This is a genomic window from Vagococcus xieshaowenii, assembly GCF_004792515.1.
Classification (GTDB): Bacteria; Bacillota; Bacilli; order Lactobacillales; family Vagococcaceae; genus Vagococcus_A; species Vagococcus_A xieshaowenii.
On record NZ_CP038865.1, the window covers coordinates 1851715 to 1878109 of the forward strand.

17 protein-coding genes are annotated in these 26395 nt (G+C 35.2%); 4 read left to right on the forward strand and 13 right to left on the reverse strand.

The features are described from left to right. Positions 1–27: 27 nt before the first annotated feature. The 4 genes from E4Z98_RS08895 to E4Z98_RS08910 all read left to right on the forward strand — a co-directional run bounded on the left by E4Z98_RS08895 (position 28) and on the right by E4Z98_RS08910 (position 3722). Positions 28–792, forward strand: a complete 765-nt coding sequence (locus E4Z98_RS08895; RefSeq protein ID WP_135254339.1) for a DeoR/GlpR family DNA-binding transcription regulator — start codon at positions 28–30, stop codon at positions 790–792. 58 nt (positions 793–850) lie between these two features. Beyond that, entirely contained in the window at positions 851–1672 is an 822-nt protein-coding gene (locus E4Z98_RS08900; RefSeq protein WP_241856766.1) for a pyruvate, water dikinase regulatory protein, read from the forward strand. A gap of 266 nt (positions 1673–1938) precedes the next feature. Next, a complete protein-coding gene (locus E4Z98_RS08905; RefSeq protein ID WP_135254341.1) occupies positions 1939–2931 on the forward strand; it encodes a dihydroxyacetone kinase subunit DhaK in 993 nt (330 codons plus the stop codon). A gap of 26 nt (positions 2932–2957) precedes the next feature. Continuing rightward, positions 2958–3722 (forward strand): SDR family oxidoreductase, encoded by a 765-nt coding sequence (locus E4Z98_RS08910; protein ID WP_135254342.1) that lies wholly within the window; start codon positions 2958–2960, stop codon positions 3720–3722. Between the two features lie 151 nt (positions 3723–3873). Here the strand turns inward: E4Z98_RS08910 and E4Z98_RS08915 are convergent, their stop codons facing one another. The 13 genes from E4Z98_RS08915 to E4Z98_RS08975 all read right to left on the reverse strand — a co-directional run bounded on the left by E4Z98_RS08915 (position 3874) and on the right by E4Z98_RS08975 (position 26332). Then, positions 3874–4911: a WxLIP family cell surface protein gene (locus E4Z98_RS08915; RefSeq protein WP_135254343.1), complete on the reverse strand. Its 1038-nt coding sequence runs from the start codon at positions 4909–4911 to the stop codon at positions 3874–3876. After that, a complete protein-coding gene (locus E4Z98_RS08920) occupies positions 4889–5974 on the reverse strand; it encodes a WxLIP family cell surface protein (protein WP_135254344.1) in 1086 nt (361 codons plus the stop codon). Before E4Z98_RS08920 ends, E4Z98_RS08915 begins: the two co-directional genes overlap by 23 nt. An 87-nt stretch (positions 5975–6061) precedes the next feature. Next, on the reverse strand, positions 6062–6586 hold the full coding sequence (locus E4Z98_RS08925) for a hypothetical protein (protein ID WP_135254345.1): 525 nt from the start codon (positions 6584–6586) through the stop codon (positions 6062–6064). Continuing rightward, positions 6583–6909, reverse strand: a complete 327-nt coding sequence (locus tag E4Z98_RS08930) for an LPXTG cell wall anchor domain-containing protein (RefSeq protein WP_135254346.1) — start codon at positions 6907–6909, stop codon at positions 6583–6585. The genes E4Z98_RS08925 and E4Z98_RS08930 overlap by 4 nt, the downstream gene beginning before the upstream one ends. 30 nt (positions 6910–6939) lie before the next feature. Continuing rightward, positions 6940–9885, reverse strand: coding sequence for a hypothetical protein (locus E4Z98_RS08935; RefSeq protein ID WP_135254347.1), 2946 nt, complete (start codon positions 9883–9885; stop codon positions 6940–6942). A 129-nt stretch (positions 9886–10014) separates the two neighbouring features. Continuing rightward, positions 10015–10737 (reverse strand): WxL domain-containing protein, encoded by a 723-nt coding sequence (locus E4Z98_RS08940; protein WP_167790902.1) that lies wholly within the window; start codon positions 10735–10737, stop codon positions 10015–10017. A gap of 291 nt (positions 10738–11028) precedes the next feature. Then, entirely contained in the window at positions 11029–12447 is a 1419-nt protein-coding gene (locus E4Z98_RS08945) for a helix-turn-helix domain-containing protein (protein WP_167790903.1), read from the reverse strand. A 191-nt stretch (positions 12448–12638) separates the two neighbouring features. Continuing rightward, a complete protein-coding gene (locus tag E4Z98_RS08950; RefSeq protein ID WP_167790904.1) occupies positions 12639–15128 on the reverse strand; it encodes a WxL domain-containing protein in 2490 nt (829 codons plus the stop codon). 111 nt (positions 15129–15239) lie between these two features. Further along, complete coding sequence (locus tag E4Z98_RS08955; RefSeq protein WP_167790905.1) at positions 15240–16076, reverse strand: WxL domain-containing protein; 837 nt, start codon at positions 16074–16076, stop codon at positions 15240–15242. 29 nt (positions 16077–16105) lie between these two features. Next, complete coding sequence (locus E4Z98_RS08960; RefSeq protein WP_135254352.1) at positions 16106–16894, reverse strand: WxL domain-containing protein; 789 nt, start codon at positions 16892–16894, stop codon at positions 16106–16108. A gap of 30 nt (positions 16895–16924) precedes the next feature. Further along, positions 16925–17206, reverse strand: a complete 282-nt coding sequence (locus E4Z98_RS08965) for a hypothetical protein (RefSeq protein WP_210410153.1) — start codon at positions 17204–17206, stop codon at positions 16925–16927. Between the two features lie 71 nt (positions 17207–17277). Beyond that, complete coding sequence (locus E4Z98_RS08970; RefSeq protein WP_168182785.1) at positions 17278–18321, reverse strand: WxLIP family cell surface protein; 1044 nt, start codon at positions 18319–18321, stop codon at positions 17278–17280. Positions 18322–18931: 610 nt separating this feature from the next. Then, entirely contained in the window at positions 18932–26332 is a 7401-nt protein-coding gene (locus E4Z98_RS08975) for a SpaA isopeptide-forming pilin-related protein (RefSeq protein ID WP_135961195.1), read from the reverse strand. Positions 26333–26395 lie beyond the last annotated feature (63 nt).

Below are 26395 nucleotides of genomic sequence, written 5' to 3' on the forward strand. Positions count from 1 at the left end.
TACAATATAGGTAATGGAGGAGATTTTATGTATACACATGAACGAAGAGAGAAAATAATGGATTTATTACAAAGTAAGGACCCTATCTCGGTTAATGAACTAAGCAATGAACTAGAGGTTTCAAAAGCAACTATACGATCAGACCTCACTTATTTAAGTAATAATAATTTAATTATTCGAACTCATGGGGGAGCAACTAAAACAAAAGAAAATGAAATAATAAAAAAAGATATTAATTATGAAGCAAGAAAGCAAATTAATATAGAACAAAAACAAGAAATAGCAAAAAAAGCGATGAATTTTATTAAACAGGGAGAATGTATCATTCTAGACGCAAGCTCAACTTGCTATGAATTAGCACGACTTATTAGTCAATCAGACAAAAAGATAACCGTACTAACTAATGGCCTTCGAACAGCGACTATTTTAAAAGAAAATTTCAATTTAACAGTTATCGTAATCGGTGGTGTGGTAAAAGGAAAATCAAATGCGATAGAAGGAACATTAGGTATTGAAATTTTGAAAAAAGTTAATATAGACACTTTATTCACGTCTGCTTACGCTATTTCAGATACAGAAGGTTTGTCTGACTTCAATTTATACGAAGTCGAATTAAAGAAAAAAATGATAGAAGTATCAACTAAAACAATCGGTCTAGTAGACAGTTCTAAATTTGGGAAAAAATCCATCGCCACTTTCGCATCATTAGAGCAATTAGACACAATTATTACAGACAATCAGATCAGTACAGAAACAAAAAATAATTACATTAACCTTGTAAACATTGAGTAATTAAATTTACTCAACGTTTACAAGGTTAACTCTAAAAATAAAGATAGCTGGAGGAAATATTGACATGAAAAAAGACATAATGATTTATACAATATCTGATTCAATTGGAGAAACATCACAAAAATTATTAGGTGCCGTTACCGCTCAATATCCTGATTTAACATTCAATAATAACAATAAATTTTCTTTTGTCACTCAAGAAAACGAATTGTTAGAAATACTAAGATCTGCTTTGAAAGATGATGCCATTGTCATTAGTACATTAGTAAACAAAAATTTGTTAACTACAGCAAAAAACTTCAGTTCTAAAAATGGGTTGCAATACTTTGACTTAATGTCCCCTCTATTCGACTTAATTCGACATAAAGCAGGTGAAGAACCTATTGAAAAACCTGGTATTATTCATAATTTAGATAGTAATTATATAAATAAAATGGCGGCAATTGAATTTGCTGTTAAGCACGATGATGATCACTCACCAGAATCTCTTTTAGAAGCAGATATCATTATATTAGGCGCTTCTCGTACTTCAAAAACACCTCTAAGTGTTTATTTAGCAAATAAAGGAATCAAAGTAGCAAATATGACGATCACTTCAGATATGGATGCCCCTGCTGTCTTATCAAGTATTAATCCTGATAAGATGATTGGATTAGTAATGAAGCCAGAGACTTTAGCAAGTATTAGAAGTAATCGCTTAGATACTTTAGGCTTAAAACAGGACAGTAATTATACTAATTTACCAGCGATACAAACTGAATTGGACTACTCAACTAAACTATTTGAACAATATGGTGCGTATATAGTTGATGCTACTGATAAATCAATTGAAGAAATTGCTTATCTAATAGAAAATCATATCAATCAAAACCGCATATAAAAAGAAAAGAAACAAAAGAAAAAGAAAGTTATTTTGAAGGTAAATAAAAGAAAAGAAAAATAAACGTTGACTAAGTGAAAAAATATTGATAATCTATAAATGTAATAACGAAAAGCAATTTAGTTGATTGTTGTTCATACAGCCAATGAAGGCTGTATAGTTATATCTCTCAAATGTAAGCGTCACCATACTTGTTAACAACATATTCGTATAGAAGAGCTCTCTATACATATGTTTATAAAAATTTATTATAAGGAGACAACACAATGAAACGATTAGTAAATGATGGATATCAAGTTGTTGAAGAAATGCTAGAAGGGTATGTATTAGCTAATAATAAATACGCATACCTAGATGATGAAAATCAACGTGTAGTACTTAGTAAACAAATGAGTGCAGAACCTCGTGTAAGAGTAATTGTTGGTGGTGGTTCTGGACACGAACCTCTATTTTTAGGATATGTTGGTAAAGATTTTGCTGATGCAGCAGTTGTTGGAAATATTAATACGTCTCCAGCACCAGATGCATGTCTTCGTTCTGTCCAAGCAGTTGATTCAGGAAAAGGTTGTATTTTCTTATATGGAAACTATGCTGGCGATGTTATGAACTTTGATATGGCAGTCGAAATGGCAGCCGAAGAAGGTATCAGAGTTGAAACAGTCCTAGTAACTGATGATGTATGTTCTGCTAAAGAAAGAGAAAACCGTCGTGGTATCGCTGGTGATGTACCAGTATTTAAAGTAGCTGGTAGTGCAGCAGCAAAAGGTTATGACTTAGATAAAGTAACCGCTTTAACTCAAAAAGCAAATGATAGCACTTACTCTATGGGGGTAGCCCTTTCATCTTCTACCCTACCTGTTACAGGAAAAGATATCTTCTTTATGGAAGACGGTGATATGGAAATTGGAATGGGAATTCACGGCGAGCCTGGATTAGAACGTCGTAAAATCGATCCAGCTGACAAAGTAGTAGATGAAATCATGGAAAATATCTTAGCTGATGCTAAGCTAGAACAAAATGACGAAGTTTATGTATTACTAAACGGTTTAGGCGGACTTCCTGTCATGGATCAATATATTTGTTACCGTCGTGTTCATCAAATTTTAGAAGAAAAAGGCATTAAAATTCATCGTACTGACGTAGGTAACTACGCAACATCTATGGATATGATTGGTATGTCCGTTACTTTACTAAAACTTGACGATGAGATTAAAGAATTACTTGATGCACCATGTGATACACCATACTATAAATTGTAAAAAAAAATGAAAGTGGGGATTCATTAATGGATTACAAAGAATTTGATATCAATTTTGGATTAGAAGGAAAAGTTGCCGTAATAACAGGAGGATTAAGTGGTATCGGAGAAGCAACTGCTGAATTATTCATCAAAAAAGGCGCTAAAATTGCTATTTTCGATGTCCAAGCAGACGCTAAAGAAAAGGCAAATGATAAATTTGGTGATAACGCAATCGGTGTTACTGTTGACGTTACCAAGAAAGAACAAATCGAATCTGCTATTGAAGAAACATTAGCTAAATATGGCAAAATTGATTTATTAGTCAACTCAGCAGGCGTTGCTTTACTTGATGATGCTGAAAACCTTTCTGAAGAATACTGGGACAAAACGTTTGCTATCAATGTTAAAGGTAGCTTCTTAGTAGCTCAAGCTATCGGAAAACAAATGATCAAATCTGGCGGAGGAAAAATCATTAACTTAGCCTCTCAAGCTTCTGTTGTTGCGTTAGATAATCATGTGGCATACTGTGCAAGTAAAGGGGCTATTGTATCAATGACTCAAGTATTAGCTTATGAATGGGCACAATATAACATTAATGTAAATTGTATTTCTCCAACAGTAATTTTAACTGAATTAGGTAAAAAAGCTTGGGCTGGCCAAGTTGGTGAAGACATGAAAAAACAAATTCCAGCTGGCCGTTTTGGTTATCCAGAAGAAGTCGCAGCGTGCGCATTATTCTTAGCAGCTGATGCTTCTAACTTAATGACAGGTGAAAATATGATCATTGATGGTGGTTATACAATCAAGTAATAAAAAAATCAATCTTTTTTCGGAGTAGAGAAATCTGCTCCGATTTTTATTTTATTAAAGTAACTTAGCTAAATTCAATATTATTTTCCAAACTAAAAAATGCCTCCCAAAAGTTAGATGCTTATTCTAACTTTTGGGAGGCATTTTTATTTCATCTGTCTTTCACAACTTTCATCATTTTAATAACCAACAATAATAAAATGATAGATAAACATGTAATTGCTGCAATCAATAATTTTTCATTAGACTGAGGTGTCCTTGGGTAATCCTTATTGATTTCTTGAGCTTTTGCATGTGTGATCGTTACTTTTTTTGATAAATGCCATTCACCAAGCGCATTCTTTATTACAATATCGTATCGATAATCTCCTGGTTTTACAGCCTCAACTATTGGTGAAAACAAGTTGAATTCGCTATTAGGGGCGATACTTAAACCTTTCTTCCTTTCATCTATAAGAGGTGTCTTATCCCCTTCTTTATAAAATCTAGAACGAATTTCTGCTTTTCTCAGCAAAACTGGTGTTAAATTTTGAATGGTCATTTTTACTACTTGATGATCGTCTATTGTATCCACCTTTGCAGATAATGCTTTCAACTTAGGCACAATTGGTTCGTTGTTTTGTGATAATTTTATGGCTGCCGTATATTGTACTTCATGATTTAATACCTGTTTTTGGGTATCGTGGTTTACGTTACTCACCTGCACACCACCTAAAATTATCCCTGCAACTTGCTTATTGGGCATATGAACATTAAACCACATCACCTTTTTACTGTTACTTGCGACTTCTAGTTGATAATTTTCTTTGTCAACTGTCTGTAAAAAATCTATTGAGGCATCTCCTACCAATTCGACATTCTTCTTTGTATAGTCAACAATTCCATTGTCATTAGTTGTTGCATTAGTAAAAGCTATTTGGAAATGTTGGGCGTGGTTTTCTTGATTATTAATTTCAATCCCAATTTTATCTGATTCATTTGGTTGTAAGCACATATCAAAATAACTAGTAACTTCTTTATTTTGATGATTAGGTAATAGTAACTGGACCGTATAATTAGATATCCCTTCTGCGCAAACCTTGTTTTCTCCTATGAAGCAATACATTAATATAAAACTACTGATAATCCAAACATATTTTGCTAGGTTAATCGTTAAGTTGTATCTGTTAATTATTAGCATCTTTTCCATTTTTACGTTTCATCATGACAATTGTCACAATACCTAATATGATAATCATAATACCTATAGCAATTAACACATACATCAATGTTGAATTATCTTTTCCTTTATCAACGACTACTGTATCTAATACTTTTTTACGTTCTTTTCTATCAATAGTAAATTTCTTTTCTAGTGGCCATTTTTGCTTACCATCGGGTGAATAAACCGTCATATCTAATTTGTAATCACCAGCTGGAAAAGTATCTGGACTGACTTTTTGAGGAATCACAAAGACACTATTAGGGGCCATTTGAAAGCCTTCGTTTGACCACTTATAAATTGCATCTCCATCTTTATCTGTAATTGTGGCATCAAATGTATAGCCTCCGATTAACGTACCAGAATCATTACTTAATTCTGAGAAAATGGAGTAGCTACCACCATACTCTGCTACTTTAACATCCTCAATAGAAAAGTTTTGTTTTACAACAGCTTTCTCATCCATTCTAATTTGAGCAGCTACTACTATAGAGTATTTATTAGTAATAGTCATTCCTTCTTTAACAGAGACATTGTTTTGATCATCTTTTTCATCGTCGACTTCTCTTATATTAAAGCCACCTAATAACATTCCCTCAAACGTTTGATCCGGCATTGTAGCCGTAAAGGTGACGTTTTTCTTTCCTCTGGCAGGTAATTTAACTGTTTGTTTTTTTGATACTAAGTCTTCAAAGGAATATTTCATTGTCTTGCTTAGTGGTTCTTTAGATTTCAAATAAGTAACCGTCCCATTTTGACTCGTTCTTGCTGTAATCGGTTCTACAATGACATCGACTTCTTTATCCGCGCCATTCATGATTTCCATCGTAAACGTTTGCTTTTGACCAGGTTTAACCAAAATATCATAGTATGATGCTTGTTTATTTATTTGGTTTTCTGGGATTTTGGTGACGACATTGTACGGGATATTTGGTGAACCGACTTGTTCTTCCTTAGCTGTATCGCTTGTCTTTGTATTTTCCGCAAAAACTGTCGTTCCTCCTGCAACTATAGATAATCCTATCATTAAATTAATAAGCAATTTTTTCATTTTTCTTTCACTCCTTATATCTATAGACACTTAAAATAAGGCGGTCACTCACCCACATTTTAAGTGTCTATTTTTAATGTAAACTCACTAATTTTCTGGACCTGCTTGTAAATTCCAAACCAACGTTGTAGAATACTCTCCTTTTGGTATTTCTTTACCGATTTCAAGTGTTGCGATGACCGGTCTATTTTGTAAGGCATCATAGGACACGCCATCTTCTTGATTTAGCATATTCACAAATCCCACAGAATTAATTAACTGCTTTTCTTGCGTTGCTTCTTGTAAAGATAAATTTAACGCCTTATGCCATTTATTAGTGGCTTTGTCTTGTCGTTTGACTTGAACATGCCATCCGTTATTACCACTTCTCGTATCTAAAATACTAATAGTCCCTTCTTTTTTTCTTACTTGATTGCTATCTTCTATATATATAGCTTTGTCTTTGCCAAAATCTAGTGTTAAGTCAATATTATCTAGGCTTATATTTCCTGGTCCAATCGATACGGTTGCCTGACTATGTTCGATAGCATCTACTGACTGTGCCTCAACTTTGGTAGCTAATGATAGTCCCAATAGAATAGGGGTTAATAAAAATAACGATATTTTTTTCATTTTTTTACCCCCTTCATTTTTTTAGTAACTAACACTACCATACTAATAGCAGTAACTAATACTCCCGTAAAAGTTATTAACATGCTAGACGTTTTTTCATTCGTTTGTGGTAGTAAGCCTGTTCCTGAGCCATTAGAATAACTAGGTTGATTGGATGTTGTATCTTTTCCAGTAGATTTTTCTAATGCATTATTTTTTTCAATAGTAACCGTCACTGGGGTTTCAGATTGTACCGCTCCATAAGTTGCTACTGGAAAGGCAACATATAATCCGACCAACATCACTAAACTTGCAATGAATATTTCTTTTCTTTTGTGTTTCATCTCATGTCCCTCACTTTCCTTTGCTCGTATCTATGGAGAAGGAGTATTTGATAACGTCCAATTAATGACCCCATTGTATGTTGCCGCAAGGACATTCTTAGTTGAATCAATATAAAAACCATCCGTACCACTTTGACTAATTTCTTTATTAGTAAAGCTAGGTTCATCACCTAATTTTTTAGAAAGTAACGTTACCCCTTTATCATCGTCTGATTTTTTATTTCGAATGACTGTCTTCTTATCACCTTGTTGATAGTATAAAAAGCCATCTGGAATAATATAAGGGTTATCCGCTTTGTCTTCTTTGAATTCACTTGTGGCTGATAGTTCCCAACCATCTGTTGAACCATCATAAACAACAATGGCTTCCGAACCAACAGCTTCTTTAGCTTGTTTCATTTGGTTTAGTGATTCTTGAGATAACTGTTGTCCCTCTGTTACTTGTCGCACTTCTTGTTCAGGTGTTCTTGAAAAAGTTAATTTGCTAGCCTTACTTCCAATATCCAATGTCATATCATCAAACTTATCCGGAATATCCACTATAACAGGACTTTCAAAGGTGATAGGTAATTCCACAGGATCTGATTCATTTTTATCTGCATCAATAATTGTTACTTTCACTTTTCTATTCCCAGGTATATACGTTGCACCTGAAACACTACCGCTGCCTGCTATTGCTTCTGGCAAATTAGGATTAGCTACCACATCCGCATCTGTCTTAAATACAGTTATTTTTTGATCAGAAATAGAAGGGACCGGGCTTATATCTCCTGATGGTCTGCTATAGTGATAATCGTCACTTTCCACTTTGATTTCGTATCCAGTTTTAAAATTATCAGCATCTTCTCCGGCCACAGATAACACTGGTAACCCTTGTTTAGTATTTTCGGCACCGCCGCCTTCAGGACTCTCAGTGAAATGCGTTAGGTTAAATTTAGTTTTTTCCTTATTGATGACTGGTGCGCTTTGCAATGTTAAATTGCTAATAGCAAATTTTTCCGTATTATCTTGCACCTCTTCTGCTGGCACATTTTCGGATGCATTATTATTTTTAATACGATAAACTATTTGAAAATCACCGTAGTTCAATTGTTTATCCGCCATTAATTGCTTAATATCTAAAGTAAATAGATTAGTCAACGCTTGTTGATCAATCATTCCTTGTGCGTTAATAGGTGGGGTACTAACCGCTTCATTAATCGTTGTTTTTAACGGCATTAAGCCTGTTGTAGCATCTTTTTCCCCTTGACGTACTTCTAATGAAATAGCCAATTGTGCTGTAGAAAAATATTTTACAAATGAACGTGTATCTATGTTCATTTTCCCAGTTTCTAAACGATTTACAACCACCTTATCGCCGTCTTTAGGTGCGTCGATACGAGCTGATAATACTTCGTTCTTTCGGACATTAAGTTTACCTTTTTCTCTTAACACGACTTGGTCACTCATAATATCATAATCAATCATTTGGTCTCTTGATACCGTATCTTCTGGTGTGAAGTTAAAGGATACTTTATATTCATCAGCACTTGCTACATTATACTTACCTCTAGTATCAAAGCGATTATTCCCTTGATCAGCAGTAACACTGGTTTTAGTATCATTTACCATCAACGTTTCATCAGTCGCAATATCCAACACAGATGGAACAGTTACTTGTATATTAATATTTTCCCAAGGTGTGGTGTTACCATTCTTTTTACGTTTTACTACTACTTCTCCACGATATTTCATACCACCTGTTAATGTATCTACCTCTACAGGTGTACCATCTTCTTGATAAAAGTTAGTAGATACATCAAAATCAGTACTATCTAAGTAACCTGGCACTTGTTCAAAGTAGACACGTTGTCGTTTAGAAGACTCTGATTCTGAGTTACCTTCTGTACCATTGAATCCCCAATAGACTTGATCAACTGTGCCGCCTTCTAATACTTCTTTTTTAAATAAGGCTTGATCCACTAACACACGTTGCCCATCATATTGATACTCTAAGCGTCCATCTGCCCAGTTGTCACCTTCTCCTGGTTCCCAAGATACTTCAAAGCGTTTGTATGTGCCATCGGTTAATTTCACTTTTTGAGGCGCATTATGGATCACTTTTCGCCATGCAAGTCCCCACCGGTCGGTATATTTCCCATAAGTGACACCTTCATCTAAATTTTCAGGAAAGTAGTACCCTACATGGTTATTATTGGGACCTCCTGTTACATTAGGATCTACGTCAAAGTAACTTCCTTCACCTAACCCTAATCCAACACCACTTACAAAGTTTTTTCCGTTTTTATCACCATATAAGTCAAACTCTACAGCGAAAGAATGAGGAATTCCTTTTGAATCTTTAGCAAACGTATATCTGCCGACATCACCTAAAATTCCTAGTCCCACTTTTTGGGAACCATCCAGGGTCGCACCATCAAATATACCACCTATCCACGTATCAAGTAGTCTAACTCTTCCTCCTGTCCCGCTATCATTCCCACTATGCATAACAAAACCCATACCACCATCGACCGTTTCTTTGTTATTTTGATTGTAATGGTGCTTAATGTATGTAACTAAGCGAAATGGTTCACGCATATTTAACTTGTCATTTCCTTGAATAGAACTCACACGACTCTTCTCATAAACTTGTAAAAATCCCGGATGATGACTTTTGGTCACATCTATAAATCCTGGGCCTCTTGTAGTAAAATTATCAGCTACGCTTCCCTTTTGAAGAGAGGAATATTCAGTCCATTTCATGCCTTCTGGATGAGCCGCATAAACATTCATTAAGTCGGTTAAATTTTTCTGAATTCCTACTGGTCGAACAAAGCCTTCTGGGTCTTTGTCTGGCCCCAAAATATAAGGATAGTCTTCAATTGCAGGAAGAATTTGTGTATTAACTGCCGCGGCGTTCACATTAATGCTTCCCATTATAAGGCTTGTTAATAATAGTGTGGTATTCACTATTAGTTTATTTCTAGTTTTCATACAGTGTCACATCCTTTATTCCCTTAACTAGTTGTTAACCAAGTATCAATGAAAAAAGCAACCGAATAAGAAGTAGCTTCCTATTCAGTTGCCCTTATGTGATTGTTGGTTTATTGACCCGTACTATAATTATGGTTCAGGTGCAGGTGCAGGTGTTTGTCTGTCAATTTGAGCAATGTCGCCATCAATTTTTGGGGCAGTATACAATGTCCAAGTAAACTCACTTGTATAATTACCTGCTACGTTCTTATCATCCTTTGTTGTTAAAGTTGCACCATCAACTTTTGCAATGTTAGCTTTACCCATCCCTTCGTTAATACCGGCAGCAAACACGCCTGCATTAGTAAAACCAACTGAGGTGTCTATTGTAGCTGGTGTTGCAGTTGCGGTTGTGCCTTCATAGGCTTTAAATGGAATAGTGACTTCAGCATTTTGAAGTTTAATTGTTTGATCGGTATCAAGTGTGAAAGGTGTTGTTGCAAGACCTACACTCCATCCATCACCAGTTGCACGTTGGTCGGATACTTGTAAGTAGTTATAATCATAAGTGGTCATATTAAATGTACCTTTCATGCCATCATTAGCATCATCTTTAACAAAATCAAATTGTGGAACCACATCAATAGTTAAATCACCAATTTCGCCTGTTGGACCAGCTGGATCTTTTGGTGGATTTGGTTTTTCTGGATCAGTTGGATCAATCCCTGGGTCTACTGGCTCTGTTGGAGTTGTTTTAGTTAAGGTGACTGTACCTGTGCTATGTTCAATAGCATCCTCTGCTGCAAACGTACTAATAGCGCCTCCTAACATAATGCTACTAGCTAATGTAGCTGATAAAATCATTTTTTTCATCATTCTTCCCCCTAATTAAATTATTCACTCAAGTAATCTTTTCTCTGCCTAAGCGACAATTTAATTTTAGCACCATTTACGAAAATCACTTCGTCATTTTTTTGGGTGGAATTGAACAAACTTGATTTTTTTTTAGTAGTTAACTTATAACTAACCACAATATAACGTACGTATTTCCTGATTTTGCACAAAAAAATTTTTTCTCACTAAAAAAAACTATCATTTCAATAAGGATTTAATGCTTTTTTTGATAAAAAACGCGTGTATCTCAATAAATTTTTTGTATTAAGATCAATCTTTGTTTTTTCTTTTCTCAATAATTATTTTCCACACTTGATTCATTGAATACTGTAAATCTACCGTATTAGGAAATATTGGCATGTAGATACACGGAATATCACCTGCTTCATAAAAAGTATCCGACAATATTATATCGGGTCTTTCTATTAGTTGGCGGACATAAACAATAGCATTTCCCATGAATACATCTAAATATTTCTCGATTATTTCTCGGTAGTGATCGCCTAGAGAACTTATGACCATCAGGCGTAACGGTTCCTGGACTTTCGTCAATAAAGGAAAGATAACGACATATAGTTGATAGGTCGTTATGCTAGCATGTTGCAATAATTTATCAGGTAATTTATCAATAAATTTTTTATAAATGGCGGTTTGATACCTATGATCCACAAAATCTACTAATTCACCGTATACTTCTTTTTTACGAATCATCATGTAAAGATTTACCAACAAATAAAAGTATTCCTCCGCTTCCATTTTGATATTATAAGTCTCTTTAACGGTATCAATTATTTCACTACAAATAGTAAAGTAAGGACCTGTCACTATTGCTGAATTTAAATAAACACCCGAAACAGATAAACTACTCTTTGAAATGATTAAATTAGTTCTTAAAAAAAATGTAAAAAAGAAAAACTCTCGCGTCACTTGCTCCTCTTTCATGGAAAAATCTTGATAAAAAGATGTCAATTTCCCATAAAAAAAGTTGTTTTTTGGCATTTCATCTTTTAAGTAGAAATACTCTTTGTCTCTAGCTATATATTTCCCTTGTGTCAATCTTAAATAGATGATACTAATCATTACTTTAAAATCATCTATAGACTTTTGACTCATCTCTTCATTAACATCCCAGTAAATTCTACATAATTCTTCTACTTCACCACTTACCCCCTTAATAGGTAACTGACTTATTTTAAAGAGTTTAAAATAGAATGATCGGATGATTTCTTCGCTTCCTTCCAATTGAAATTTATTATTTCGTTTAATTATTTTTATCTCATATTTTTCTAAATTATCTTTCAAATAGTGCCAATGTCTACCCATTGTGGCTTTACTAACAAACCATCTATCGGAATACTCTTCTAGCGAAATAATACGACTATAAAATAAATCGTCTAGTATGTGATAATAGATACTTCTTCTTAAAAAATACATTAAGAAAAAGGAAGAAGAAAAGTTACTCTTTTTAACTAACACACCAACTTCATTGATATAAACATCAAATTTATCTTGATGTTCATCAGTAACCAAGTCGTCATTTAATGCTTGGATGATTTCTATTACTTTATGTTCGGATAACCCCAACTCGCTAGCAATCGTTTTAACCTTCATTTCATTTGTGTCAGAATTTTCTATTTTTTTAATGATTTCATAAGCCCTTCTGTCTTTCTTATTTAAAAAAGTCTCCATATTATCCCCCCTTATGTATCCCATGAAAAACCCTATAATAAAAATTTTCTCCCTATATAAAGTATAATACAAAACCGTTAAATGAACAGATGAAAAATGTGCTATTTGCACAAAAAGACACCTTTCAATTGAATGAAAAGTGTCTTGATATCTTCATGCCACAATAAGTATTGTTACCTATTCACCCATGTCTAACTAGGACCGTTGACTAAAGTCCACGACAAAGCGCCCTGATAATTACCCACTGTTGCGAGTCCTGCAGGCACCTCAAGAAAGAGGCCTTCCTTCTCATCAAACGGTTTGGTCATATCAACGATTCCACCATCCGTTGTTTCATGGTTTTCCACTAGCATTGATTTACTTAGGTCATATAGTTGATTGTCTTTTTTATAAACCAATGTACTAGATAGTTGTTCACCATTTGACATCAATGGTGTCGTCATTTGTACAAACAACTGCCACTGGTGGCCTTGTCCTCTTAAATCCTGTACACGCAAACGCCCCTCTTGTTTCACAACAGGATACCTTTCATCAATAACTGACACTTTCTGCGGACCAAATTGAAAAGCAGTTGGCGCTTCAACGAAAGACAACTCTCCTGCAACTACTGTGGTTGTTAATTCGTTTGCTTTTTCTTCATCAGATACTACCCCGTCGCTATAGTTTGCTTTAGCCGTTGTCGTAACCTTTACTTCTGAATCAATAGGTGCGTCCACCTTCACTTTCGCTTGCCATGTTAGCGTCAAATTTTGTAGGGCGTTTACCCCTTGATCTTTAGGCAACTTCACAACTAATTGATGTGTCGTTTCATCGTATACTTGCGTTATATTTAGCTTATTATTTGCGTCATCCTTCAAAGTAACCTGACGAATATCTGTTAAATATTCAGATAACTGACTCGTAATAGTTAGTTCTTGATAATCCCCTTCCAACTCTCTTAAACTATCTATGATCACCGTATAATTCATCTGTTGATCTTGTGTAGCCGTTCCTTTATCTAATGATTGGCCCGTTAAGTCCGTAACATCTTGAGAAAGTTCAAAAGTCGCCGGTTTCTTTTCGTAAACCAATATAACCGTTAATCCTCTAGTGAAAACACCGCTTAATGCTGCGGAATCCTTACCTATTTTTTGATAAGAATAGCCTCTTATTCTAGGAGGAGTTATGTCATATTTTTCTCCTAAATCAAAAGTCAACGCTTCATCTTCTCTAATCGTTGCACCTGTTGTATCGACACATTTCAGCAAAAGGTTAGCTGTTAAATCTGAAGAAATCAGAACATTAGTATTAGCTTTGCCAGCATTCAACCCACTAATTGTAGAGGTCGCCTGATAATTAGCGGTATTGGTTAACGTCTTGCCCGCTGTTGTTCTATCAGGTGTTGCAGTATATGATAATAACATTTCACCATACGAATCACCTTCAATTAAAGGCAAATCTGCTTGTGCGATGTTAATTGTTCTCGTCTTTTCATCATAACAGTTCTCAGTGGCTAATTTCTGCTCGTTGCCGTTGATTGATAATGACATATCCTCAGGTGTTGATAAACCTGCAGGCAAGATATCTGAAACATTGATATCCGTTAACGCTTCGTCTGATTTAAGTTTCACGGTGTAACGTAATTTATCTCCAATATAATTTTGGTTGGCGGCGATTAAGGCTTCTGTATTATTACATAAATTTTGATAAGATTTAGAAAATTGTTTGGTAATCCCGACATCATAACGCAATTCAATCACGGATCCGGCTGGTATTGTTTTCTTGCCCCAACTCATAAATAATCCTGAATCTTGATCAATTGTCCCCCCATATAAAACAGCGCCTCGTGGTTGTTCTACTTGTTTACTTTTGGGGGCACTGGGGGTTGAACCAAAAACATCCGACATACGGATACTGTACTTACTAGCTGCATAAACTGCTGGTCCATTGGGTACATCAGTCTGATAATCTAAACGAAAACCAACCTGATTATTTTTGATATACATGCCTTTATGAGGCCCTCTAGAACAAACCGCTACGTCATCATCGTTTGCCAAACAAGTGTCGACTTGTTTAATAGGAAAAACATCCAGTGGTGCCTCAGTAAGATTTTTTATATAAAAATGATGTTCAATCACGTCGCCATTCGGTTTCATCACAACCCATACATTAATATTCTTTAATTTAGATCCTGATGAAGGATTAGCATAAGCGGTAATTTCTCCTGTGTCTTCGTCAGTTATTTTACCTTCTCCAAAATAAATAGCTCGCGTCTTATACGTACTTGAGTTAAATCTATCCACACGAAAAATATTTAACCCTGCTGTCGTTTCATATCGATAACCGCTATCCGGATCATTTGAATTTTTCAGCGTTGAATACATATGTTTAATTGGATTCTTCATTTCCGGATCATTAGGGTCAAAATAATTAATTGCAGGGACCCCTTGACGATAGGTTGCTCCTGTCTCTTCAATCGTTTCATCCTTTGAGTAGCCTATCCCATAATAAAGATTACTCTCATTGCTAGCCCAATCGCCTTGTTGCTCTAGACCGGCACCTTGTGACCCGTCCAGTCCAGCGATAGCTGTTTGAATGGATGGCAAGCTTTCTGCCTTAACTGAACATGTACCCAACCAACCACTCAATAACATCAGCCAACCTATCCCAAAACAGCCCATTATTTTTCGCAAATTATCCATCTTCATCCTCACCTCGCCCTACAACTTTCCTTTATAAAAAATGACGTAAAACATAAAATCGGCAGTTTTGTTCTGCCGATTCCGTGGTCACATTATTCACTAGTACTCAAACTATAACGCATTCGCTGGTGTGTTACCCAACACCCAGTTTAAATTTGTAGTGTAACAAGTCGCTTTTATTTTAGCATTGGCTGGAACATTTAGAAGTATACTTTTATTTTTTATAGCATCTCCTTCTAAAGGCATACCATTTTCATCCATTTTATTATAATCCTTCTCACTAACAAGGCTTTCTTCATTTCCCATTGAATAAACGAACGTACCTGCTCCGTGACCTTCCGCTGCTGACATCAATGGTTGACTCTTCCCTACAGTTAGAGCAAAGCTACCAACGTAGGTTAACCCTTCCTTATCCTCTGCTTTCGTTTGAATGTTAGCATCACTTATGCTAATTTGCGCGTTTTCAAGAGGAGCTCCAGACACATCTTTGAACTTATCCGTTTGTGTAACTGATAGATTCCAACCACTAAGCGAGCCTCGTTGGTCTGTAATTTGAACGTAACTTGGTACATCTTTCTCAGTTGGCTCGCCTTCTTCAGCATTCTTTAATGTAATATGTTGGGCGATTGCTTTATAATTAGCTGTTTTAGTAGATATTTTGTTCATACCAAAGTACAGTTTAGAGGCGTAATCAATTGATAATGGTCCTGATGTTGGCGTTGGTTTATCCGGCTCACCAGGATGTTCTGGATCCATTGGTTGAACGGGAATATCTGGATCAGGGTCTGTGGGGTCTGTTGGAGCAATTGGGCCATCCCCTGAAATAAAGTTTACAGCATTATCATCCCGACTCAAGGTGCCCCCTTCATTTTCTTCTGCTAAACTTGTTGTTGATAATGAGCCCAAAACCATGGTACTCATTAATGCTACTCCTATCATTTTTTTCATCATAATTCCTCCTATACTAATAAAATTGTTTATTGGGCAATATTTCCCGGAACATTTTTCAATTTCCAGTCAATAGTTGCTGTATACTCTTGTGCGACTTTTTTTGATTCTCCAGGAATGATTAATTTGATATCAGGGCTTAATTTAGTGGTTTTGTCTCCATATTCCCCTATGTCTAACTTCTTGTTTATTAAATTTTCTGGATGCCCTAACCCAATGACCCAAGTACCTGCTCCTTGATTAGGGCCAGATGTTACAAGCGTTTGTTCTGCTGAATTAATAACACTTTCTCCACTTTTTACAACAGGCGCAAGTGACTGACTATTTGAATGAGTCATTAAATTAGATAAGACAATCTCTGCTCCTGTCAAAATTTGGGTACCATGATGAAACGCCTCTACTTGTTGAACAGACACCGACCAACTATCATTATTATTCCCTCTTGTATCCGTTATTTGGATAAAATTGATAGACTCACGACTCACGCCATCATGGTCAATATACCGTTGGGCTGCCGCTTTGTAGCTCTTGTCTTTAGAGCTAATCCATTGATTTCCGAAGTAAAAGCGAGACACAAAATCAAGCGAAAGTGGTCCAGGAAAATTAGTGATTCCACCAGGCTTATCATCAGGATCTAAAGGAACGATTGGTTTTTCTGGAGAAGGCTTTTCTGGATCAACAATCGACGGAACACTTGCATCTCCTGCTTCCATTTGGATGCCAAGATCACTTGATTTATCCTGATTATTAGCCGCATGCACGATACTTGGTAATAGCAGTAAGCCTACTACACAAATTAATTTATTACCCTTCCTCATTCCTTCACCTACTTCCTCTAGCCACACTAATTAACTTTCTTGCATTACCGTATATAGCCAGTAAAAATAACTCGTCATCATAATAATCAACCATCCCAAAGCAGATAAATTGTTGGCTTGCTCATTTAATTGAGGTAAATAGGCCTCTACCACTTCCAACGTACCTTCTTGATTAGTATTGGCCTCTCCATCACCTGTTTTTATTTCATCTGGACCATTGTCTTCTTGATATTCACCAATAAAACCCGTTCCACCAGAAGAATGGGTATTAACACTAGCTGCTTGAATAGCAAGCGGTGGCCAAGATATCAAAAGATATAGCCCTACAAATAACCGTGCCACTTTTTTGAACATCTTTGCCATCCCCTTTCTGTGCTATTGGTCTATTTTTTTTTCTTGTTTTTTACTTGTAAGGCGATTAACACCATCAATAAGATAATAATCAAAGCCACTCCAATTAACACATATAACATCGTATTATCTTTTTCTATTGAAACATCAGACTTGTTTAATTTTCTCGCTTCATCGGCTTTGATTTCAAAGTCTTTAGTTAAATGCCACTTGTCCTCACCTGATGTCGCATCGATTGTCATTGTATACTTGCCGGACTTGATTTTTTCACCCAACAAACGAATGGGAAACGTCATGGTTGTATTAGGTGCCATTTGCATCTGTTCTTGTGACGCTTTATAAATCACCTCATCCTGATTACGTTTGGTCACTTTAGCGCTTACAGTTAATTGATTTAGATATTTTGCTGTTGGATTTTGCAGATGAGCAAAAATCACATTACGTGCATTCACTTGATCCGCTGTTGCTTTCGTTAATTTCAAATCAGAATTCAAAGCTGTTTCGTTTTCTCTTAATAACAATGCCAAAACGAGTGAAAAAGTATTCTTAATGCTAATTCCTTGATCATTAGATTCTTCTTTTGCTTCATTTTGTTCTTTTTCTCTAAATGTAATACCACCTGCTAATACACCGTTGAATTCTTTTGGCGGCATGGTCACATTAAACTTATAGAAAACAGCACGTTGAGCCGGAACTTTTATTTCTTGCTCATCATTAGAAATTAACTTACTAATATCATATGGCGCTGTCTTATCTAATTGTTCATCTGCTTTCCCGTACTCGACTGCACCATTTAAATTAGTCGTAGCGGCTGCAATGTCAGGTTCAACCACAATATCCTCATCCGAATGATTAAACACTTTCACTGCTAATTCTTGCTTTTGTCCTGGTGCCATATCTAAATCAAAGTAACTACTTCCTTCACGTTGATTATCAGGCAACACCGCCTCAACATTAAAGTTCACCTCTGAGGCCTTCACTACTTGTGTAACAAAGACATCACTGCCAACAAGCACCAATAAGGCTACGACAAATTTCATCCATCCTAACCATACTGCATTTCTTTTATTCTCCATTTTCATCACTCCTCCATTCATCACAAAACACCCCTTTAATAAAATGTTACCACCAATTATAAAAATACACACATTATTTGACATAAAAAACGATGGATTCCCCCATAAATAACAGCTATTTTTATAATTTCAAAAAAAATAAGCACCGCTGACCTAATCATCAAAAAGATTGTGAATTAAATTTATTTCTATAAATTATTAAAAATAACTACTAAAATTTAATAAATAAATTCCTAATAATCTCATTTTGACATGGTCAAATAAATACAATTTACATGCTGACAAGATGTCCTCTAGCAAAAATCATCCCATAACTAACATTAAACTCTAGACTAAATCTTTAAAATTAACGTTTAAGCTCGCTTTTACTTACATTTTTAAACCACCCTGAATAGTTATTTCTACACCATTTCACAATATTTTACGGATAAAAAGCCGATTTTAGCTACGGTTTATTATTCGACCACTCACCCAAAAAAAAGACACCTTCCAAATGAATGGAAAGTGTCTTGAAACGTCTCTATTAATTAACAGTTTAATGTATGATAATTAATAAAATGACATTCTATCATTACCACAACTTATTGAGTTGGTTTATTAATAGAATTATTTAATTATTTTTAACTTTTCTATTTATTAATATAAACAAACTAGCTAATAGTACTAGAATTCCCACGATGATTTCTAGATAGTTTTTAGCCTCTCCAGTTTGTGGTAAGTATGTATGTGGGCTAGAACCATATTTATTATTCTCAGATTCCACATTTTCATCATTATCTATCGTAGGTCTATTTTCATTTATAAGTGTATTATATTTAGTTAGAGTTATAAGTTTCGTATCTTCTTTAATTTCAAAAGTTTGAGGTGTACTATCTAATTTATAACCTTCTGGAGCTTTTGTTTCAACTAATTGATACTCACCTATATCTAAATCACTAATTAATAGTAATCCTTCTTGATCAGTAACCAACCCTTCTATCAGTAAATTTCCTGATGAATCTAACAACTTAAATTCGGCATTAGATAGTAACTCATTTGATAGACTATCTCTTTTCTCTAACTTAACATTTTTACTAATACCATAGTTGGTCTTAGACAGCTCAGTAGATTCAGATTCTTTTACAACCTCAAATTCAATTGGAGTATTATCTAGTTCATAACCTGTTGGCGATTGAACCTCAATTAACTGATATTTACCATAAGGCAAGTCAGCAATTGCTAATTTCCCATTTTCATCCGTTACTAAATTATCAATTACTATCTCATTCTTACTGTTTCTAAGTTCAAACACTGCTCCAGACAATAGAGCTCCTGTATCTCCATCAATTTTTTCTAAAATAACACTACCCTTTATTAATGTATTTGTTTTCCTTACCTCGATTGCTTCTTTTTGACCTTTTTCAATCGTAAATGTCACTGGCTTACTGTCTAATTCATAGCCCGTTGGTGCTTGGGTTTCTACTAATTGATACTCACCTGGTGCTAATTCATCAACGGCTAACTTACCTCTCGCATCTGTAACTAAACCGCTCTTGATTACATTACCTTCGCTGTCTTGTAATTCAAATACCGCTCCGGATAATACTTCTGCCGTTTTTCCGTCACTCTTCGTTAACACCACTCCTCCAGGTGTTAACTTGTTGGTCATGCTTACTTCTACTGCTTCTTTTTGACCTTTTTCAATCGTGAATGTTACTGGCTTACTATCTAATTCATAGCCCGTTGGTGCTTGGGTTTCTACTAATTGATACTCACCTGGTGCTAAATCATCAATTGCTAACTTACCACTCGCATCTGTAACTAAACCGCTCTTGATTACATTGCCTTCGCTGTCTTGTAATTCAAATACCGCTCCGGATAATGCTTCTGCCGTTTTTCCGTCACTCTTCGTTAACACCACTCCTCCAGGTGTTAACTTGTTGGTCATACTTACTTCTACTGCTTCTTTTTGACCTTTTTCAATCGTGAATGTCACTGGCTTACTATCCAATTCATAGCCCGTTGGTGCTTGGGTTTCTACTAATTGATACTCACCTGGTGCTAAATCATCAACTGCTAATTTACCACTCGCATCTGTGACTAAACCGCTCTTGATTACATTGCCTTCGCTGTCTTGTAATTCAAATACCGCTCCGGATAATGCTTCTGCCGTTTTTCCGTCACTCTTCGTTAACACCACTCCTCCAGGTGTTAACTTGTTGGTCATACTTACTTCTACTGCTTCTTTTTGACCTTTTTCAATCGTGAATGTCACTGGCTTACTATCCAATTCATAGCCCGTTGGTGCTTGGGTTTCTACTAATTGATACTCACCTGGTGCTAAATCATCAACTGCTAATTTACCACTCGCATCTGTGACTAAACCGCTCTTGATTACATTGCCTTCGCTGTCTTGTAATTCAAATACCGCTCCGGATAATGCTTCTGCCGTTTTTCCGTCACTCTTCGTTAACACCACTCCTCCAGGTGTTAACTTGTTGGTCATACTTACTTCTACTGCTTCTTTTTGACCTTTTTCAATCGTGAATGTTACTGGCTTACTATCTAATTCATAGCCCGTTGGTGCTTGGGTTTCTACTAATTGATACTCACCTGGTGCTAAATCATCAACTGCTAATTTACCACTCGCATCTGTGACTAAACCGCTCTTGATTACATTGCCTTCGCTGTCTTGTAATTCAAATACCGCTCCGGATAATGCTTCTGCCGTTTTTCCGTCACTCTTCGTTAACACCACTCCTCCAGGTGTTAACTTGTTGGTCATACTTACTTCTACTGCTTCTTTTTGACCTTTTTCAATCGTGAATGTCACTGGCTTACTATCCAATTCATAGCCCGTTGGTGCTTGGGTTTCTACTAATTGATACTCACCTGGTGCTAAATCATCAACTGCTAATTTACCACTCGCATCTGTGACTAAACCGCTCTTGATTACATTACCTTCGCTGTCTTGTAATTCAAATACCGCTCCGGATAATACTTCTGCCGTTTTTCCGTCACTCTTCGTTAACACCACTCCTCCAGGTGTTAACTTGTTGGTCATGCTTACTTCTACTGCTTCTTTTTGACCTTTTTCAATCGTGAATGTTACTGGCTTACTATCTAATTCATAGCCCGTTGGTGCTTGGGTTTCTACTAATTGATACTCACCTGGTGCTAAATCATCAATTGCTAACTTACCACTCGCATCTGTAACTAAACCGCTCTTGATTACATTGCCTTCGCTGTCTTGTAATTCAAATACCGCTCCGGATAATACTTCTGCCGTTTTTCCGTCACTCTTCGTTAACACCACTCCTCCAGGTGTTAACTTGTTGGTCATGCTTACTTCTACTGCTTCTTTTTGACCTTTTTCAATCGTGAATGTTACTGGCTTACTATCTAATTCATAGCCCGTTGGTGCTTGGGTTTCTACTAATTGATACTCACCTGGTGCTAAATCATCAATTGATACACGGCCATCTCTTCCCGTTTCTAGACCACTTCTTATCACAATTCCTTCATGGTCCCTTATTTCAAACACCGCACCTTCTAAGGCTTCAGATGTTTTATCATCTACTTTCTCTACTATTACCGATCCTGGTGTTAACGTGTTGATTACCGTTAAGTGTAAGACGGATGTTTCATTCACTTTCACTTCAAATGCCACTGGTTTCGATACTAACTCGTAACCCGTTGGCGCTTTTGTTTCAACCAATTGATACTTCCCTGGCGCTAAATCTTCCACACTTAGACGACCATCTCTTCCAGTCACTAAACCTTCTTGTACGGCATTCCCTTCGGAATCTAATACTTTAAAGACGGCACCTTCTAACGACTTGCCTGTCTTACCATCTACTTTGTTTACAATCACTCCACCTGGCGTTAACGTATTTTCAACGGTTACTGGTACTTTTATTTCATTTTGTTCTTCATTATAAAGATCGACACTTTCTTTTAAATCATCTGTTACTTTCATCTCTTTCGTGATAGGTGCTACTTTATTAATCAATAAGTTATCTGATAACATTGTTAGTGTTTCAGCCGGAACAACGACTTCTACCAATTCATCACTTAATTGATAACCATCAGGTGCTTTTACTTCGTGTAAGTAATATGCACCAGGTAATAAACCCTTAATTTCTACCTTACCATCTGATCCGGTAGTATAAATAATACTTGGTAATATTTCATTTTCATTAGCATCTAATAATTTAAACTCTGCTCCCGCTAACGGTTCTTTGGTTTTTCCATCAATTTTAGTTAACCCAATATCCCCTAATTTTAATTTGTTTAACACAGGCGGTAATATTACCTCTTCTGCGCCAACAATTTCAAACGGTATTGGGGTTGCATCTAATTGATAACCTTCTAAAGTACTTTTTTCAACAAATTCGTACGATCCATATGGTAAATCTTTTCTAATTTCACCAAGTTCATTAGTTAAGATACCTTCTTCAACCAATTCTTTAGCACCTTCTGAATTCAATTTGTATAAATCAAATGAAACATTTTGTAGAGGTTTTGTATCATAAGGCTTTTCTTTACCATATTCAAAAACTTCTCCATACTTCTTCAATAGTACCGAACCTGTACTTTTCGTATTTGGAACAATCAATGTTACTTCACGATTTTCTTCAAAATCTATTGTAAATTTTATTTCCTCTTCAGATAATTCATACCCTTCCGGCGCTTGAATTTCTTTTAAAGAGTAATTCCCTTCATTTAGATTTTTAACTGAAATCTTTCCATCTACAGTTTCTATTCTATCTACCGCGGCATCTTCTTCATCATATAATTCAAATATGGCACCCGATAATAATTTATTAGTATCACTACTATCCACCTTTTGAATAGTAAGTTTTCCTTTAATCGGTTCATTTGGTACTGTTAACTTTATTAATTCTTCATCTTCTTTTATAGAAAATTCTATTGGTCCATCTAATGAAAGATATCCAGGTAGGGCACTTGTTTCTATAAATTTATACTTACCAACTTCTAAATTATCTACTCTGATTAATCCGTTACTATCCGTTGTAAGATTAGATTCTATTACAGTATCGTTTTCGTCTAATAAATCAAATTTCACTTCGGATAACGGTAACTTCGTTAGACTATCAATTTTTTCTAACTCTACAGAACCATATCCTGTCAATTTAACACTAATAGGGTTAGACTCTACAAATTCATGTTCATTATATGATCCAGCATATGAATTCGTTTGTAATTGTCCATACTCTGCTTCCTCTGATGGCTTACCTTTTACCACTACTGTTTTAGTTGCGCCTTCTGCCAATTCTTCTTCAACGACCACTTTTATTGATTTTATTTGACTAAAATCACTCACACTTTCTTGCCAAGAAGGATCATTTGCCGCTTCTTTCAATGCTGTTGCGCCAATAAAACGCTCAGTTGAATAATAAACTTTAACGCCATCCGGATAATCTAATTCTTCAGATAAAATAAAATCAAATTCTGATCCTCTGCTCTCACCAGCTCCAGTTGTTAAGCTATCGTCTTTATAAGGAAGGTTATCTATCATCACAATATTATTGATATTATATCCTATTTTATTTAATACGCTCAATTGGTATGAGAACTCTTTATTTTTACTTGTTTTCCCAATTGCAGGTGACGTTAAATAGCTACTATTTAAACTTCCTTTGATTTTCTTTTCAAATAAAACAGTTTTTACAGGTGCTACTAAAACATCTGAACTTTTGAAACTTACGAATTTATCCTTACCGGTATCCCCATTCCCATTAACATCATACAGATCATCAGTCAAAGAAGATGTCACAATATTGTACCCATTTTTTTCATAAGCATATGCTAGGTTTTTATTAATACCATCTTCAGTTGATTCCGTAACTTTTAATTTGTAGTCAAAAGATATACTAGGTATCTTGCTACTTTCATTGAATTTGACAGTATAAATTATCGCAGTCTTACCACTAGATAAATAGTCATCCACTATTTCATATGAAACGTCTATGTCATTACTCTTTTTTGTAAGCTCTACAAATTTCATCCCTTCAGGTATAAAATCTACCACTTCATATTCAATATCTCTATCTTCATCTTGACTTTTAGTATGGTCAATAAAAATATGATATTCAGCTTCTTCTCCTGGTAATAATGTTTGTGATGTACCTATTGAATTCTTTCCTATATAAAATCTCGGCGTTTCCTTATCAGCTAATGTATAAAAATCGTTCACTTGATTGCCTGAGTATATGTATACATCCTCTTGATTTTCATCGGTTACCTTAATATTAGCGTAATTTTCTAATTTATCTGTTATAGACTCTAAATCATAAGGTGTATCCTCTTGTGTGAATTTAACCCCTATATTAATATCAAAACTATTTTGATTATAGGGTAACGAAATCTCTTTATTAGTTTTTACGATTAAATTTTTATATTTAGTACCATCTGTTATCTCAAATTTTCCTCCAGCTAATAACGTATCGGTTAACACTATTTCAGTATTATCTTCCGTAACACCAATAACTGTTAAAACGGTTTCTTCAGGAACATTGGTAGCCTCAACTGAAGAATAATAGAGTATCTTACCATTTCCAGCATTTCCTTTATCCAAATCATAGTCGATAATTTCTATATTTCTAAGCGCTGTTTCCGGAACTTCTATATTCCCAGTTGTTGAAATTGTCTCACTGTATGAGATGTTAAAATAATGTTCCTGAGAAATATTTTGTGTTGAAGTAGTGTCATTTTTTATTACAGTATTCCCTACTCTGCTCTTATCAAACTTTTGTCCATGTTTATATCGTTCAAAAAGAAAATCGCCACTACTTGTTTCAGTATTTCGGCCTTCTTCATAATCTGGTTTATTTAAAGGCGTGCCAGTTACGGACCCAGTATTTTTAAATTTTGTTCCAACCGGTGCATTAGGAAACTTCAAATTTATAAAAACTTCACCTTTTAAAATATTATCCCCCTCTACAATATAGGTTACTGCGTTATTAATTTCATCATACTCCCATCCCTCATTTTCTTCTGCAATAAATTCAGCATAATCAGGCAAGGTATCCGTAATAACGACTTTTTCTTGATAACGATCTTTAAAATCATAACTAAATCTAAACTGAATTAGTTCTAGTTCCGCTAGATTATCACTCAATTTTTCTCCATCATCTAATCCCCCGTACATGATACTGGTCGTTCCTGCCCCTGACCAGCTATTTGAACTTGATTTAATGGATTTAGATAAACTAGGGTTGCTTACATGAGCCTCTAATTGTATCACTTCTTGATTTATTTCTTCAGCTGCCTCATATAAAGTTGCCTTAATATTAATCTTGTAATTATCAGGAACTATCCCTTGTTGAAGATTAAATCTCACTGGATATTCTGCCCCCATTCCAGGTTCATCTAAATTTCCAGGATATTCAATAACAATTTGATAATTACCTTCTATTAATTCGATATGATAATTTATCCCTTCCATAACTGTTGGTATTATTGAGTCTCCATCAATGTATTCAGCAGCTCCTATCTCTATGACAGCAGTATGGGAATTAGGGTTAGATCCATTAATATTTAGCTGATAGTAAAATAAATGCTCCCTTGTCCCTTGACTTTCTGAAATACCTGGACTTAAGCCTATCATTTCACCTTCAGCCTTTGTAGTTGTATCTTTCATTGAACTATTCTTTTTTAACTCTTCTTTTGTTTCACTCAGTTTTTTTATCTCTTCTTCAATTACTTCTTTATTTTGCTCATCACTTGGACTATCATTTGCTAGGTTAGATGTCTCTGTTGTTTGAGTTTCATCCGATACTAAATTATCTTGTAAATTGTCTTCTTGTTTTTCATCTTCTTGATAATTAAACTCACTATCAATAATATGTTGTGTACCTGTTGTTTGTTCTGAACTCATCATTGTTGAACTTTCTATTGTATCTCCTGTTGTAATAGCTTTGACTTCCATAATACCTGTTTGAGAAACAAACATTAAGCCTACCAACAATACATTGAGCATTTTGTTTAATTTATTCAATCTAGTCATATTCTATCCTCCCATTTTCATTTCTACTCACCCAAAAATTAATGAATATTTTATTTTCACTAC